This is a genomic window from Solitalea canadensis DSM 3403 (assembly GCF_000242635.2).
Classification (GTDB): Bacteria; Bacteroidota; Bacteroidia; order Sphingobacteriales; family Sphingobacteriaceae; genus Solitalea; species Solitalea canadensis.
This window is the reverse complement of sequence record NC_017770.1, coordinates 56557-74076: the sequence shown is the minus strand read 5'-3', so window position 1 is coordinate 74076 and position 17520 is coordinate 56557. Positions and strand designations below refer to the sequence as shown.

At 40.8% G+C, this 17520-nt stretch carries 6 protein-coding genes; 3 read left to right on the top strand and 3 right to left on the bottom strand.

Going from position 1 to position 17520, the window contains the following annotated elements; genetic code table 11:
* The first annotated feature begins 3 nt into the window (after window positions 1-3).
* Genes SOLCA_RS00285 through SOLCA_RS00275 form a run of 3 tightly spaced genes read left to right on the top strand, consistent with a single transcriptional unit; the run spans window position 4 to window position 4701 of the window.
* Window positions 4-3150, top strand: coding sequence for an efflux RND transporter permease subunit (locus SOLCA_RS00285; protein WP_014678441.1), 3147 nt, complete (start codon window positions 4-6; stop codon window positions 3148-3150).
* A gap of 8 nt (window positions 3151-3158) precedes the next feature.
* A complete protein-coding gene (locus tag SOLCA_RS00280) occupies window positions 3159-4250 on the top strand; it encodes an efflux RND transporter periplasmic adaptor subunit (protein WP_014678440.1) in 1092 nt (363 codons plus the stop codon).
* A gap of 22 nt (window positions 4251-4272) precedes the next feature.
* A complete protein-coding gene (locus SOLCA_RS00275) occupies window positions 4273-4701 on the top strand; it encodes a hypothetical protein (protein WP_157604478.1) in 429 nt (142 codons plus the stop codon).
* Window positions 4702-4951: 250 nt separating this feature from the next.
* On the opposite strand, the gene SOLCA_RS00270 is transcribed toward SOLCA_RS00275, so the two are convergent.
* From SOLCA_RS00270 to SOLCA_RS22025, 3 genes are read right to left on the bottom strand one after another with little or no spacing between them, the layout of a single operon-like run.
* Window positions 4952-6928: an OmpA family protein gene (locus SOLCA_RS00270; protein WP_014678438.1), complete on the bottom strand. Its 1977-nt coding sequence runs from the start codon at window positions 6926-6928 to the stop codon at window positions 4952-4954.
* A gap of 16 nt (window positions 6929-6944) precedes the next feature.
* The gene (locus SOLCA_RS00265; RefSeq protein WP_014678437.1) at window positions 6945-7949 is read right to left on the bottom strand and encodes a PorP/SprF family type IX secretion system membrane protein; all 1005 of its coding nucleotides are present in this window, start codon (window positions 7947-7949) and stop codon (window positions 6945-6947) included.
* Window positions 7950-7966: 17 nt separating this feature from the next.
* Complete coding sequence (locus SOLCA_RS22025) at window positions 7967-17308, bottom strand: tandem-95 repeat protein (protein ID WP_014678436.1); 9342 nt, start codon at window positions 17306-17308, stop codon at window positions 7967-7969.
* Window positions 17309-17520: the final 212 nt, after the last annotated feature.

Sequence of the window (17520 nt, the reverse complement as noted above, 5' to 3'; positions counted from 1 at the left end):
GCAATGAATTTAATACGCTTAGCATTAAGAAAGCCCATTTCCATTATGGTACTGGTGCTTGGACTTTTATTCTTTGGGATAAAAGCGTCAAAAGAAATTAAAGTTGATATTCTACCTGAAATGAATCTTCCGGTGGTGTATGTAGCCCACTCTTTCAATGGCTATACACCACAGCAAATGGAAGGTTATTTCACCAAGATGTATGTAAACATGATGCTTTTTACCAATGGCATCAAAAGCATTGAAACGAAAAACACCCAGGGGCTAACCTTGATGAAGGTGAACTTTTATGAAGGAACCGAAATGGGACAGGCAATCGCTCAAACTAGTGCGTTATCCAATCGTTCCCAGGTGTTCTTACCTCCGGGTGCTCCTCCTCCATTCATTATCCGGTTCGATGCCTCCTCACAACCTGTTGGCCAATTGGTGTTCAGAAGTAATACCAAAACCAATAATCAGCTACAGGATATTGCCAACTTTACGGCTCGTCCATTCTTAATTGCAATTCCGGGATTAACAACAGCGCCGCCGTTTGGGGGAAGTCCGCGTACAGTGGAGATTAATATTGATCCGAATAAACTGCGCACTCACCAGCTTTCACCCGATCAGATTGTAGAAGCGATTAGCCGAAACAATATTACTGCACCTTCGGGTAATGTGTATATAGGCGATATTAATTACCTCACACCAACCAACAACACGATAAAAGCGGTTGATGATTTCGGAAACATCCCGATTTTCAAAGACGGCGTTGAAAACATATACATCCGTGATGTTGCGACAGTAAAAGACGGAGCCGATATTACCACTGGTTATGCATTGATAGATGGTAAACGTTCAGTTTATATCAATATTGCCAAAGCAGGCAATGCATCGACCTGGGATGTGGTTAAAAATCTGAAAAAAGCCATTCCTACTATTCAGAATAATTTACCGGATGATGTAACGATTTCTTATGAATTTGACCAATCTGTTTATGTTATAAATGCACTAAAGAGCCTCATTATTGAAGGAATATTTGGTGCTTTGTTAACAGGCTTGATGGTGTTGTTATTTTTGAAAGACAGACGGGCCGCGTTAATTGTTGTGCTTACCATTCCAATTTCCATCATTTCCGGCGTATTATTCTTAAAACTGTTCGGTCAGTCGATCAACATTATGTCGTTATCAGGATTAGCATTGGCTATAGGTATTCTGGTCGATGAAAGTACGGTAACGATTGAAAATATTCACCAGCATTTTGCGATGGGCAAATCCAAAGCAAAAGCTATTTGGGATGCTTGTAAAGAGATAGCATTCCCTAAATTACTGATCTTGCTCTGTATTCTTGCCGTTTTTGCTCCGGCCTTTATGATGACAGGCATTCCCGGAGCATTATTTATGCCATTAGCCTTGGCTATTGGATTTGCCATGATCTTCTCTTTCTTACTGTCACAAACGTTTGTTCCTGTTATGGCCAACTGGTTGATGAAAATTCAACCCCATCATGAGCATGAAAAAGAGGACAGGTTTGATCTATTCAAAAAACGTTTTGGATCATTTATTGGCCGATTACAACCGAATAAAAAACCTATTGTAATAGCCAGTTTTGCGCTGACCGGAATTGCATTAGCTTATATGTTTGCAATTACCGGAAAAGATGTACTGCCGAATGTAAACTCGAGCCAGTTCCAGGTTCGTATTAAAGCGCCGGAAGGAACACGCATTGAGAAAACCGAAGAAAAAATCAAACAAGTTTTAAGGGAGTTGGAACAGGTAATCGGTAAGGATCATATTGCCATTTCTTCGGTGTTTATCGGACAACATCCGTCTTCATTTGCCGTAAGTCCCATCTATTTATACAATGCCGGACCTCATGAAGCGCTAATGCAAGTGGCACTGAAAGATTTCGATGGAAATACTGATGACCTAAAAGACATTATTCGTCAGCATATGAAAACCAAAATGCCTGACCTTCATTTTTCATTTGAACCAATAGAACTTACGGAGAAGATTCTAAGCCAGGGGAGCAACACGCCGATAGAGGTTCGCTTTTCGGGAATGAAGAAAAAAATGAACGTAATGTATGCCAACAAGCTTTTGGCTAAGCTTAAGGAAATTGATTACTTACGCGATCAGCAAATTCCACAATCGCTTAATTACCCGGCTCTTAATATTACTATTGACAGAGAAAGAGCGGCTCAACTAGGGATTGACGCACAAGATATTTCACGGTCTTTAATTGCATCTACGGCATCTTCCCGTTACACCAGCAAAAATATGTGGGTAGAAGGAATGATGGGTATTGCATACGACGTGCAGATTCAGACCCCACAAAACATCCTGAATACCAAGGAGGAATTAGCCAATATCCCACTGGCAAAAAATGCCGACCGTCCGGTTTTGGGAGATGTTGCCACTATCACTCCAACAACTACACTTGGCGAAAGTTACAACCTGGGAACCATGGCCTATACAACCGTTACGGCCAATGTACACAAGAAAGACCTTGAACAAGCCAAAAAAGATGTTGAAGAAGCAATTGCCTCATTGGGAGAATTGCCAAAGGGGATTAATATCATGGTAGCAGGCATGTCGCCCGTGTTAGATGATACGATGAAAAGCCTGACCAATGGCCTATTACTAGCCGTTGTGGTTATATTCCTGATGCTTACTGCCAACTTCCAATCATTCAGGGTAGCGTTAGTCATCCTTACAACAGTTCCTTTTGTGGTTTTAGGCTCGTTGATTCTGCTGAAAATTACAGGATCGACTTTAAATCTTCAATCGTATATGGGCATTATTATGTCTGTAGGGGTATCGATTGCAAATGCGGTATTATTAATTGCAAATGCAGAAAAACTAAGGCTTGAAAACGGCAGTGCTAACTTATCAGCACTACAAGCAGTTTCCCTACGCATACGCCCGATTATTATGACCACGCTCGCAATGGTAGCAGGTATGCTTCCAATGGCAATTGGTCATGGAGAAGGTGGCGATCAGGTTTCTCCTTTAGGCCGAGCTGTAATTGGAGGATTAACAGCATCCACTTTCTCTGTTTTAATCTTACTACCGCTAGTATTTACATGGATACAGGGTAAAACAACTACACAGTCACCTTCATTAGACCCTGAAGACAAAGACAGTATTTATTTCGAAACCACTAATTAAGCAAACACATGAATAGAACATTATATGTACTACTGGCAGCAACATTTATTAGTAGTGCCTGCAGTAATGATAAACCGTCGGCAAAAAATAATCAAGAGGCAAAGCCGATGATGAACAATTTTGAAACGATCGAACTCAAAAAAGATAATCCGCTGGTTAAATTAAAGCTGGCGGGCACGTTGGAGGCCGATCAGGAAACTGAATTATATGCGAAGGTTAACAGCTATGTCCAAAAGATTAATGTCGATATAGGAAGTACGGTTACTGCCGGACAAGTATTGATTGTTTTAGAGGCTCCAGAAATTCAATCACAATTAGCAAGTGCAAAATCGAAGTGGATGGCACAGGAAGCGATCTACAGGGCTACCAAATCTAATTATGACCGTATGTTTAAAGCCAATGAAACAGAAGGCGCTGTAGCTAAGGACGCTTTGGACCAAATAACAGCAAAAAAGCTGGCAGACGAAGCACAGTTAGCTTCAGCAAAATCAGTATACCTGGAGTTACAGTCTATCCAAAATTACCTGACTATCAGAGCGCCATTTAGTGGAGTTATTACGGATAGAAATGTAGACTTAGGTGCTTATGTAAGTCCGATGGGTAAGGGTGCCGATAAGCCATTGCTGGTTATTCAAAATGTTAATAAACTGCGCCTTAGTTTATCCGTACCTGAAGCTAATACACCTTACCTCCATTTAGGTGACACCGTTAAATTCAGAGTGAGGTCTATTCCTCAAAAAATGTATATGGCCAAAATTACCCGAAAAACCGGTGCTTTGGACAGCAAACTTCGTTCAGAAAAAATTGAGGCTGATTTTATCAACATGAATAACACCTTAAAACCTTTAATGGTAGCTGAGGCCACTATTCCATTAAAAAACACTGAACCGACATTTTTCGTCCCAAAAACTGCATTGCTTGATGCTAACATGGGGATGTATATTATCCGTGTCGAAAATGGAAAAACGAAAAAAGTTCCGGTTACCAGGGGGCGTATGATGGCGGATAAAGTAGAAGTTTTCGGCGAACTTATGGAAGGAGAACAGATACTGGTAAAAGGATCTGAAGAAATTGAAGATGGTACATCGATTAAAAAATAATAGATCAGTTATGAAATTAACAATGAATTTAAGTATCGCAGCAATAGCTGCGGTACTTCTTACAGGCTGTGCAACCAATGATCAAGAAAGTAGTAATTCCGTTGTTAATACAGACAGCATTACTCATAAAACACTAAAAGCTACCCGGTCATTTAAAAAAGGTGACCGTGTGCCAAACGATGAAGTATGCATGGTTAACAATACTTACATGGGAAAGAAACAATTAAAAGTTATTGTTAATGGTTTAGCGTACTATGGGTGTTGCAAAGCATGTGAGGAACGTATACCTACCGACGAGTCAGTAAGAAAAGCGGTTGACCCGCATACCACCAAACTCGTTGATAAAGCGAAAGCTTACATCGTACTTTTAAATGAAGGTGGAGATGTTGCCTATTTTGAAAACGAGCAGAATTATGTTCAGTTTTTGAAGCAAAATGAGCTAAAAATATAGAACGTCCCTAATGGGGAGCTTAGAAAATGACAGAGCATAGTGAAATACCCCCTAACTCCTTATTAAGTTAGTAAATCTGTTTCCAAAAAAACTAACATAACTTGTCATCCTGACGGAGGAAGGATCTGTTAGTTCCAATGCTTAAAAGGAACAGATGCTTCGTTCCTCAGCATGACACATATATGAGAATGACTTTAGGGGTTATCTTAAAACCAAAAACGGCCCTTATTCAGGGCCGTTTTTCAACTCATTAAAAACTTAGGATAGCAAACTCTGTACGACGATTGACCTGATGATCCTTGTCGGAACATTTTACACCGTTCGTACATTTATTCAATAATTTGGTTTCACCATATCCTTTCGCAATAATGCGACTCTTGGCAATTCCTTTTGAGATTATATAATCAACTGCTGATTTTGCTCTTTTCTGAGACAGTATCAGATTGGACTGATCTGAGCCACGTGAATCGGTATGTGAACTCAACTCTATCTTGATCGTTGGGTTTTCTTTCAAAATCTCGATCAGCTTGTTAAGTTCTGTTTTTGATTTTGCACGTAAATTCCATTTTCCCGAATCATAGTAAATATTATCCAGCTTGATTGCTTTATTTAATATGATAGAATCTAATTGAAGAACAACTTTGGCTCCTGCTTTTTGAATCGTCTTGTTCTTGATGCCATTTTTATGATCGCTCAAAAAGCCATTTTTTTCAGCTTTTACCTCATAAATTGGTTCATCACTCAGGGCAAAACTAAACAATCCTGTTCCATCGGTTTCAACTACCACTTTTTCCTTACCCTTGTTATTCATAAGGTTTAAGGTCGCATTTGCAACCGGTAATCCTGTTTGCTTATTTATAACAAACACATGAAGCGCATTTCCTTCTTTAGGCTCCTCCACCACGATAACAGGTTCAGGTTTTGGCGCCGGAGGTGGTGGTGGAATCACAATAGTATAGACATAAATATCATCTCCTCCCTTACCTTCTTTTCTGTTGGACGAAAAGAATCCGGTAGTATCAGTAGAAGCAGTGAACATAAAATCATCTACCATAGAGTTAACCGGATAATGCATGTTAACAACGCTCGACCAGTTTTCTTTTTGTCCGATCGCTTTATAGATATCTAAGCCTCCCATACCTGCTAATCCATTTGATGAGAAATAAAGTTCTCCTTTTTTGCCAATGGTCAGAAATAACTCTTCTTCAAGAGTATTAATCTCTGCGCCGCAATTAACCGGTTTTGACCATTCACCACTCTGATCTTTTATACAAAACCAGATATCTGATTTACCGGTAGAACCAGGCATATCGCTTACAAAATACAGGATATTACCATCTTTGCTCAATGCCGCATGTCCGGTTGAATATTGCTGTGCATTATTGTAATGAAAAGGAATTAATTCACCCCAGGCTCCGTCTTTTTTTACAGTATACCATAACTCAAGACGACGAATCAGGTTTATTTTATTCTTTACCTTTTCTTTAGCTGCCTTTTCTCCGACAAAAGTTCTCGTAACATAGGCTGTATCACCTTTGGAACTGAACACAACCGGACCAGAATGATATTCCGTATTGTTAAATTTTGTTTCAAGTTCACTTTGGGTCAGTCGAAGGGTGGCATCAGCCTCATATAATCCAAGATATGGCTGCCCGGTCCACCCGTAAGTAGCATCCTTCTTTCCAATTCTTTCAGCTGTATAGAGCACTTTATCATTAAATGAAAATGCTCCCCACTCACTTCTGTCTGTATTTAAAAAGCCCTCATTTTTAACCTTGATCAAAGACGGAGTTTGCATCCATATCATGGCCGAATCACAGCCTTTGATCATTGCCTTTACAGTAGGCGATGTTCCATATGTTTGCTCGTATTCACGCAGTACACTTTTAGCCTGATCGAACTTACCAACATTCCGAAGTACTTCTGCATAATTCAGCACTTCGCTGTTTTTAAGCTGCCTTGACTGGTACAATTGTTCATACCATTTTTCGGCTGCATCGTAATTATTCATTAACCTGTAGCTATCTGCTAAACGGGCTACCGATTGTTTATCGTTTTTCTTATTCTTAGCAATTTGTTCATAAAGAACAACTGCTTTAGAATAATTATACTGGTTATAAAATTGATCTCCTTTTTGTTTTAGTCCAGGTTGTTCTTGCGAAAAAGCCAGGATAGGAAAAGAAGCAAACCCGAAGAGCATAATTTGTAAAAAACTTCTTGTTTTCATAATAACTTACGGGCCTTTAAAAATATCTTGGACTTAACACCTTCTCTGCTCTTTTCCTTGATGGAATACTAAATGATAAAGAGATCTCATGTGAACCATCCTCATAACTACTTAAATCATTCAGTGAATGGTCATATGCATAACCTACTCTGAAACGGTCGCTTACATAAAACTGAGCTAATATTGAATAAGCATCGGCCATTCGGAGGTTCGACTTCAGGTGATCCTGACCCCATAATTTAATTCCCGTTCTCCATGATGCACCTAACCATACTTTATTATCGTACGCCAAAAATGAAGTAAGATCCAGGTTGGTCGGTCCATTGAAATCATCCTTAACAAGGAATGATGGTTTCCAACTGATCTTTTCATTTAGCTGGATTAAACCTCCTGCAGTTACATAATAGTGCCTCGTTTTCTTAATAACAGGAAAAGTAGCATCAACACCCTGAAGTTTGGTTGCCATATAATCTGCAAACAGATCCATTACTGACGCTCCTGCATAAAAATTAGGCGAGTAGTAATAAACCCCAAAGCGCAAATCCGGAGACATTGTAGATTGAGTACCAACCGGAATCCCTTGATCATCAAGATCTATGTAGGTTAAATCATCACCTGTCAATGAGTATTGGGAGATTCCTAAACCTAAACCGAAGCATAGACGTTTGGTATCATACTCATCTAACCGTAAACGGTAAGAGTAATTTGCATAAGCAGAAAATGTTTTCTGAGGGCCAAGCTGATCCGTTGTTACCTGGAAACCTAGGCCCATATTCTTGCGATTGAAATCGGTAAGTCCGTCAATCGACAAAGTACCTGTTTTAGGAGCGCCCGGTAAATTAACCCATTGGGTACGATATAACACCTGAGCAGTCCACTCTTCTTTGTATCCAGCGTAGGCAGGGTTTACAGCCAACCCGTTAAAAACATACTGGCTGAATTGTACATTTTGTTGAGCAAAGGTGCTATTGGCAGAAATCGCCAATAATACTGTTGCTACCACTTTATATATTCTTTTCATCTGTTGTTAACTTTGATTTAGCGTTTTAATAAGACCCAGCCTTTTTGAATGGTCTTACCTTCAAGTTTATTGATCGTCAGGATATAGAAATAAGTTCCTTCACTTAAACCTTGTCCGACCCATTCATTGTCGTAACTACCAGAGTAAAACACCTCATTACCCCAACGATTGAAAATATGGAGCGTACTTCCAGGATATTGCTCAATTCCAGGAATAGTGAAGCGTTCATTTTTACCATCACCATTCGGAGTAAATGCATTAGGAACAAACACCGGTTTATTATCCACCACATCTACAGGAGTTGTACCTGTATTATTTACGGTATTATCATCTTTAACATCAGATGAAACAGTCGCCGAGTTAGTTAATTTACCTGCCTTAACAATTTGCGATTTGAATGTCAGGGTCGCTTTTGTATTTGCATCCATTATACCAATTACCCAATCAATGCCATGAGCAGCATCTGAATAAGTAACGTTACCTATGTCTGACTTAACATCTTCAGGTTTACCTAGGAGAGTCATCAGTTTATCGGCTACTTTTACATTCGTTGCTTTTGCAGGACCTTTACTGGTTACTACAATTTCATACTGCACCCAGTCACCCACTTTCAAGTCGCTTGTTGACTTAACAATTCTCTTTTCAATCATTAAATCAGCGGTGTTATTTGCAGGATCAACTGTTACGTCGACAACAACTTTGGTTTCTCCACCTTTACCGTCTTTAACTACGATTTCAAATGAATCCTTTCCATTAAAGCCAGGTTTCGGAGTGTAAGTGTAAGTTCCGTCAGGATTTACTACAACCGTTCCATTAGCAGGGTCAGTTCCCTTCTCTGCTGTTAATGGATCCCCATCTGCATCTGTAGAAGTTACTTTACCACTTACAGGTGTATTTTCGGTTGTTGTAACAGGACCTGCAGTTACTACAGGAGCATCGTTTACTGCTTTAACAGTGATCGTAATTGTTGCTGTAGTTTCACCACCTTTTCCATCGCTTACTTTCACAGTGAAACTATCTGTTCCATTAAAGTCAGCATTTGGAGTGTAAGTGTAAGTACCATCAGCATTTACTACCACCGTTCCGTTTGATGGATTTGAACCTTTGATAAAGGTCATTGCATCACCATCAGCATCCGTAGCAGTAATTTTTCCGCTTACCGGAGTGTCCTCATTAGTGGTTTTGTTATCATTACTTGCAACCGGAGCATCATTTACAGGACTAACAGTTACATCAACAATAACCTTAGTTTCACCACCTTTACCATCTTTAACAACAATCTCAAATGAATCTTTGCCATTAAAGCCCGGTTTCGGGGTGTAGGTATAAGTCCCATCAGGATTTACAACCACTGTTCCGTTTGTAGGATCGGTACCTTTTTCAGCTGTAGGCGCATCGCCATCAGCATCCTTAGCAGTTACTTTACCAGTTACAGGTTTATTCTCATCTGTTGATACAGGATCAACGGTAACTATAGGCGCATCATTCACCGGAGTAACTGTAACATCAATTACTACCTTGGTTTCCCCACCTTTACCATCTTTAATAATGAAGTCAAATGAATCCTTTCCATTGAAATCTGCATTAGGTGTATAAGTATAAGTTCCGTCAATGTTTACAACGACACTTCCGTTAGTAGGATTAGAGCCTTTTGTAAAGGTTAATGCATCTCCTTCAGCATCAGTTGCAGTAACCTTGCCGTTTACAGGAGTATCCTCATTAGTGGTTTTGCTGTCATTGCTTGCTACAGGAGCATCATTCACCGGATTAACAGTTACTTCAATTACAACCGTAGTTTCACCACCTTTTCCGTCCTTAATTACGATCTCAAATGAATCTTTACCATTGAAATCAGTATTAGGGGTGTAAGTATAAGTTCCGTCAGGATTTACTACTACAGTTCCGTTTGAAGGATTATTGCCTTTTGTGAAGATCAAGGTATCTCCATCAGGATCCGTTGCAGCAACTTTTCCATTTACAGGAGTATCCTCGTTAGTGGTTTTACTATCATTACTAGCCACAGGAGCATCGTTTACAGGAGTTACTGTTACGTCAACAACAACTTTGGTTTCTCCTCCCTTACCATCTTTCACAACGATTTCAAAAGAATCTTTGCCGTTAAAGCCTGGCTTCGGAGTGTAAGTGTAAGTTCCGTCAGGATTTACTACTACTGTACCATTAGTTGGATCAGTACCTTTTTCTGCTATTAAAGTATCTCCGTCAACATCTGTTGAAGTTACTTTACCGCTTACTAGTTTATTCTCCTCTGTTGTTACAGGATTTGTAGTAACTATAGGTGCATCATTTACCGGAGTAACCGTAATGGTTACCGTGGCAGTCGACTCACCACCTTTTCCGTCGCTTGCTTTTACCGTGAAACTATCGGTTCCGTTGAAGTTTGCGTTTGGCGTATAAGTGTAGGTTCCGTCCGCGTTTACAGTAACTGTTCCATTGGTTGGGTTAGAACCTTTGGTAAAGGTTAATGTATCACCGTCCACATCTGTTGCGGTAACCGTTCCGTTAACAGCCACATCTTCACTGGTGGTTTTGGCATCGTTATTGGCTACTGGTGCATCTTTCACCGGAGTAACCGTAATGGTTACTGTGGCAGTTGACTCACCACCTTTTCCGTCGCTGGCTTTTACCGTGAAACTATCGGTTCCGTTGAAGTTTGCGTTTGGCATATAAGTATAGGTTCCGTCAGCATTTACAACTACCGATCCATTAGTTGGGTTAGAACCCTTGGTAAAGGTTAAGGCATCACCATCCACGTCTGTTGCGGTAACCGTTCCGTTAACAGCTACATCTTCGTTGGTGGTTTTAGCATCGTTATTGGCTACCGGTGCATCGTTAACTGAATTAACAGTAATTGCAACTGTTGCTACATTACTATCCGAGCTGCCATCATTGGCTTTATAGGTAAAGCTGTCGCTTCCACTAAAGTTAGCAGTTGGTGTATAGGTAAATGAACCGTCTGCATTTAAGGTTAAGGTTCCGTGAGTCGGACCAGAAACCAACACGGCTGTTAAGGTATTATTTTCTACATCGGTATCATTCGTTAACACGCCTTTGGCTGCAATGGTCAATACCACATCTTCATTAACTGAATAGCTGTCATTAACTGCAACCGGCGCATCATTTACCGGAGTAACCGTAATGGTTACTGTGGCAGTTGACTCACCACCTTTTCCGTCGCTTGCTTTTACCGTGAAACTATCGGTTCCGTTGAAGTTTGCGTTTGGCGTATAAGTATAAGTTCCGTCAGCGTTTACAACTACCGATCCGTTGGTTGGGTTAGAACCTTTGGTAAAGGTTAATGCATCACCGTCCACATCTGTTGCTGTAACGGTTCCGTTAACAGTTACATCTTCGTTGGTGGTTTTAGCATCATTATTGGCTACTGGTGCATCGTTCACCGGAGTAACCGTAATGGTCATTGTGGCTGTAGACTCGCCACCTTTTCCATCGCTAGCTTTTACCGTGAAACTATCGGTTCCGTTAAAGTTCGCGCTTGGCGTATAAGTATAGGTTCCGTCAGCATTTACAACTACCGATCCATTAGTTGGGTTAGAACCTTTGGTAAAGGTCAATGCATCACCATCCACGTCTGTTGCGGTAACGGTTCCGTTAACAGCTACATCTTCGTTGGTGGTTTTAGCATCGTTATTGGCTACTGGTGCATCGTTAACTGAATTAACAGTAATTGCAACTGTTGCTACATTACTATCCGAGCTGCCATCATTGGCTTTATAGGTAAAGCTGTCGCTTCCACTAAAGTTAGCAGTTGGTGTATAGGTAAATGAACCGTCTGCATTTAAGGTTAAGGTTCCGTGAGTCGGACCTGCAACCAAAACTGCTGTCAAGGCATCATTTTCTACATCGGTATCATTCGTTAACACGCCTTTAGCGGCAATGGTTAAAACAGCATCTTCATTAACTGAGTAAGCATCGTTTACTGCTACGGGTGCATCATTTACCGGAGTAACCGTAATGGTTACTGTGGCAGTTGACTCGCCACCTTTTCCATCACTTGCTTTTACCGTGAAACTATCGGTTCCGTTAAAGTTCGTGTTTGGGGTATAAGTATAGGCTCCGTCCGGATTTACCGTTACTGTTCCGTTGGTTGGGTTAGAACCTTTGGTAAAGGTTAATGCATCACCATCCACATCTGTAGCGGTAACCGTTCCACTTACGGCTACATCTTCACTAGTGGTTTTTGCATCGTTATTGGCAACTGGTGCATCGTTAACTGAATTAACAGTGATTGCAACTGTTGCTACATTACTATCCGAGCTGCCATCATTGGCTTTATAGGTAAAGCTGTCGATTCCGTTAAAGTTAGCAGTTGGGGTATAGGTAAATGAACCGTCTGCATTTAAGGTTAAGGTTCCGTGAGCCGGACCAGAAACCAACACGGCTGTTAAGGTATTATTTTCCACATCGGTATCATTCGTTAACACGCCTTTGGCTGCAATGGTCAATACCACATCTTCATTAACAGAGTAAACATCGTTTACTGCTACTGGTGCATCATTCACCGGTGTTACAGTAAGTGTAACCGTAGCAACATTACTATCTGAGCTACCATCATTAGCCTTATACGTAAAGCTATCACTTCCGCTATAATTAGCTGTTGGAGTATAGGTAAATGAACCGTCTGCATTTAAGGTTAAGGTTCCATGAGTCGGACCTGAAACCAACACGGCTGTTAAGGTATTATTCTCAACATCGGTATCATTCGTTAACACGCCTTTAGCGGCAATGGTTAAAACAGCATCTTCATTAACTGAGTAAGCATCGTTTACTGCTACGGGTGCATCATTTACCGGAGTAACCGTAATGGTTACTGTGGCAGTTGACTCGCCACCTTTTCCATCACTTGCTTTTACCGTGAAACTATCGGTTCCGTTAAAGTTCGTGTTTGGGGTATAAGTATAGGCTCCGTCCGGATTTACCGTTACTGTTCCGTTGGTTGGGTTAGAACCTTTGGTAAAGGTTAATGCATCACCATCCACATCTGTAGCGGTAACCGTTCCACTTACGGCTACATCTTCACTAGTGGTTTTTGCATCGTTATTGGCAACTGGACTGTCATTTACCGGAGTAACCGTAATGGTTACTGTGGCTGTAGACTCGCCACCCTTACCATCACTTGCTTTTACCGTGAAACTATCGGTTCCGTTAAAGTTCGTGTTTGGGGTATAAGTATAAGTTCCGTCAGCATTTACAACTACCGATCCATTAGTTGGGTTAGAACCTTTGGTAAAGGTTAAGGCATCACCATCCACGTCTGTTGCAGTAACTGTTCCGTTAACGGCTACATCTTCATTAGTGGCTTTAGCATCGTTATTGGCTACCGGTGCATCGTTAACTGAGTTAACAGTGATTACAACTGTTGCTACATTACTATCCGAGCTGCCATCATTGGCTTTATAGGTAAAGCTGTCGATTCCGTTAAAGTTAGCAGTTGGGGTATAGGTAAATGAACCGTCTGCATTTAAGGTTAAGGTTCCGTGAGCCGGACCAGAAACCAACACGGCTGTTAAGGTATTATTTTCCACATCGGTATCATTCGTTAACACGCCTTTGGCTGCAATGGTCAATACCACATCTTCATTAACAGAGTAAACATCGTTTACTGCTACTGGTGCATCATTCACCGGTGTTACAGTAAGTGTAACCGTAGCAACATTACTATCTGAGCTACCATCATTAGCCTTATACGTAAAGCTATCACTTCCGCTATAATTAGCTGTTGGAGTATAGGTAAATGAACCGTCTGCATTTAAGGTTAAGGTTCCATGAGTCGGACCTGAAACCAACACGGCTGTTAAGGTATTATTCTCAACATCGGTATCATTCGTTAACACGCCTTTAGCGGCAATGGTTAAAACAGCATCTTCATTAACTGAGTAAGCATCGTTTACTGCTACGGGTGCATCATTTACCGGAGTAACCGTAATGGTTACTGTGGCAGTTGACTCGCCACCTTTTCCATCACTTGCTTTTACCGTGAAACTATCGGTTCCGTTAAAGTTCGTGTTTGGGGTATAAGTATAGGCTCCGTCCGGATTTACCGTTACTGTTCCGTTGGTTGGGTTAGAACCTTTGGTAAAGGTTAATGCATCACCATCCACATCTGTAGCGGGAACCGTTCCACTTACGGCTACATCTTCGTTGGTGGTTTTAGCATCGTTATTGGCAACTGGACTGTCATTTACCGGAGTAACCGTAATGGTTACTGTGGCTGTAGACTCGCCACCCTTACCATCACTTGCTTTTACCGTGAAACTATCGGTTCCGTTAAAGTTCGTGTTTGGGGTATAAGTATAAGTTCCGTCAGCGTTTACAACTACCGATCCATTAGTTGGGTTAGAACCTTTGGTAAAGGTCAATGCATCGCCGTCCACATCTGTTGCGGTAACCGTTCCGTTAACAGCCACATCTTCGTTGGTGGTTTTAGCATCGTTATTGGCTACCGGTGCATCGTTAACTGAGTTAACAGTGATTACAACTGTTGCTACATTACTATCCGAGCTGCCATCATTGGCTTTATAGGTAAAGCTGTCGCTTCCACTAAAGTTAGCAGTTGGGGTATAGGTAAATGAACCGTCTGCATTTAAGGTTAAGGTTCCATGAGCTGGACCTGAAACCAACACGACTGTTAAGGTATTATTCTCAACATCGGTATCATTCGTTAACACTCCTTTAGCGGCAATGGTTAAAACGGCATCTTCATTAACTGAATAAGCATCGTTTATTGCTACGGGTGCATCATTTACGGGTGTTACATTGATAGTTACAGTTAATGAGGCAGTACTAAATACAGTCCCGTCATTTACGCTGAATGTAAACGTAGTGTAGGGGCTACCGTTTCCATCTGTAACTGGTGTGTAAACCAATTTGGAAATATCTGCTAACGGGATAATTTGCCCTACAGTAACATTAATACCATTTAGTTTCAATGTACCAATACCAGGTGAAGCATCAATGCGGATCGAAGACAATAGGTCTCCATCAACATCTGTAAAACTGAAATCTGTATTGGCAAAAGTATATGGTCTATCTTCTAAAATCGTCTTGGTAATATTAGCAGATGTTGGAGCGCAATTATTACGTACAATATCTACCAGATCATCACATGAACCATTAGCTAATTTGAATCGATAGGTACCTTTCTTAGTCATTCCTGTTACTGCCCCACTCGATGCTCCGATTGAAGCAGTTGCCGGACCTGAAACAAATGACCATGTTTGACCACTTCCCGCTGCAGTTAATGAAAATGTAGATTGACAAGATACCGCTTGATCGGTTCCTGCATTCGGAGTAGCTAAAATGGTATAATCACTAGTTTTAATGTTATTACAACCAACCGTACCATAATTACATTCGGCGTCAGGATCGGTTGGAACATCCGCACTTGGGTCCGTTGCATCAGGGTCGGTAACATCCGGTTGACGCAACATACTTGCTTTTACCGTTAATGTGCCGCTAGCCGGTCGAGCACTTACTGTTCCGGAAAAAGTGATGCTAAATGAACTTCCATTATTCAGATCAAGAGTTGCCTCGTAAGTTGAGTCGGTAGGATTTGAAGCTGTGAATGCTCCGGTTCCTGTAAATGTTGGAGTTCCTGCAGTTAAGCCAGTTAGCTCTGCCGGGACTGTAAAGAAAAATTTGGCCCCTGTTGTATGATCCGGACCATTGTTTCTTGCAACAACTGTATAGGTTACATTAACGTTTGCACATGTTGATGTACCACCGGTTCTAGTAACACTTACTACTTCTAAATCGGCCTGTTTTAAAACAATCTTTGTAACCGGAGAAACGGCTGGTACATCGTATTTATATGCCCAAGTATCAATCGTCCTTACATCACCAAAACTACTGTTCCAACTATGTGCCCCAGTATTACTATCCACTCCGGGTTCAGCACTTTTATCCAAACCACCTAATGCAAGGTCATTCCAATAGATGATCTTACTGTTGTCACCTGTATTAGTTCTCGTAATCTTAATACCGTTTGGATTGTTTTCAGCATCAATCAAAGGAAAGTGTACTTCTCCTGAAAAGAGAACAATACTTATGCGAATATCTGTACCATTGGCAACGGCAACGCCTTGACCATTTTTTCCATCCCAAACGATACTATTGCTCCCTGCAACAGCAGAACCAAAAATAATCCGGTCTACAGCGTCATTTGCGTCTCCATCATTATTGACATCAATTTCTATCCTGAAGTTACTGTTACGTGTTGCATCAAACTTAATTAAGCCTCCATTCAGAGGTGGTGTTCCCATGTAGGGAGAACCCTCAATACCTGTAAGTTTTACATTACTTGCTTTAGCTATATTAAGAACCGGATTTAACCAAACATCAACGACACTGCCCGTAATTTTTGCAAAGGCAGGCATCGATGCATCGGGTGTATTGTAAAAAAGCTTGTGAGTAATATTTGCGGCATCGTCTAATGCTGTAGGAGTATGAAAATCATACAGAGTAGCGGCCGCATCACTATTCTTAATATCAGTGTTATTGGCACTTTTATAAACAGGGTCTTTAGTAGTCAGATTACGTAAGCCTTTATTATTTGAGAAGAATGCAAATAAATAAGGCGTCATTCCGTTTCCTTCCACATCAAACTGAAACCCATCATTCGTTAATACTTTTAATTTACCTCTGTATTCATTACTTGCTCCCCCCATAGAAGCAGTAAATACATTCATAAATAATCGTCCGGGAATAGCTGTAGTTCCGTTTGCTACTGTAACATCCCAAGCAATAATAAATGGTTTGGTACTCGATTGGTTGGTCGAGGACCAAGAGGGAACAGCCGGATTAGAATCTTCAGCTGCTTTTAAACTATGGCTCGCTACAGAAGTTGGTGAGGGGTCTACATCAACAGGTGCAATAAAGTCTATAATCCAAATACCTTCTTCTGCCGCTAATACGGTTTGAACAAATGCATTATAGCCTCCCGCTGTTAATTGAGAAGGACCTTTTAATTCCTGAAAGCGATCGCTAATACGACCTATTGTCGTTGAATTCGAAGTATTGTATAATGTCCCGTTAGGGGCGGTTAACTTTATAGTTCCGGCTCCCATACCTTGCGCACTTGAGCCGAGGTAGATTTTCTCGCCGGCTTTGGCATACACAAACATTCGTCCCTGATTAACAATACTTCTATAATTCGAAGGTGCAATCGTAGAACTTGCAAGCAATGCCCGATACCCCGTAGAGGTTAGGCTGTATGGATGTAAGTCCTTACTCCCTTCGGCATGTATCAAAGTTGGAAGCAATGCAAACAGTGAGGTCACTGCTATAATTGCCCTTCGCTTAAAATACTTGTAGAGTTTATTCATATAATATTATGTTGTTCAATTTATTTCAGACAATAAGTACAATAACAGCCCATGCCACACTGTATGTGTAGCTCTGGTTATATTCTATTAATGTAAACTGGTTACAGGGTTAACTACCCGCTTGTGACAAATTAATAATGACCCATAACTATTTGGTCAATTCACTTGTTTTCCTTATTCACGTATTCCTGACAGTAGATTATTTAATATAA

Bases quoted from the DNA above. Each gene is read 5' to 3' on its own strand.
- SOLCA_RS00285 (WP_014678441.1), top strand. From the start codon at position 4: ATGAATTTAATACGCTTAGCATTAAGAAAGCCCATTTCCATTATGGTA.
- SOLCA_RS00280 (WP_014678440.1), top strand. From the start codon at position 3,159: ATGAATAGAACATTATATGTACTACTGGCAGCAACATTTATTAGTAGT.
- SOLCA_RS00275 (WP_157604478.1), top strand. From the start codon at position 4,273: ATGAATTTAAGTATCGCAGCAATAGCTGCGGTACTTCTTACAGGCTGT.
- SOLCA_RS00270 (WP_014678438.1), bottom strand. From the start codon at position 6,928: ATGAAAACAAGAAGTTTTTTACAAATTATGCTCTTCGGGTTTGCTTCT.
- SOLCA_RS00265 (WP_014678437.1), bottom strand. From the start codon at position 7,949: ATGAAAAGAATATATAAAGTGGTAGCAACAGTATTATTGGCGATTTCT.
- SOLCA_RS22025 (WP_014678436.1), bottom strand. From the start codon at position 17,308: ATGAATAAACTCTACAAGTATTTTAAGCGAAGGGCAATTATAGCAGTG.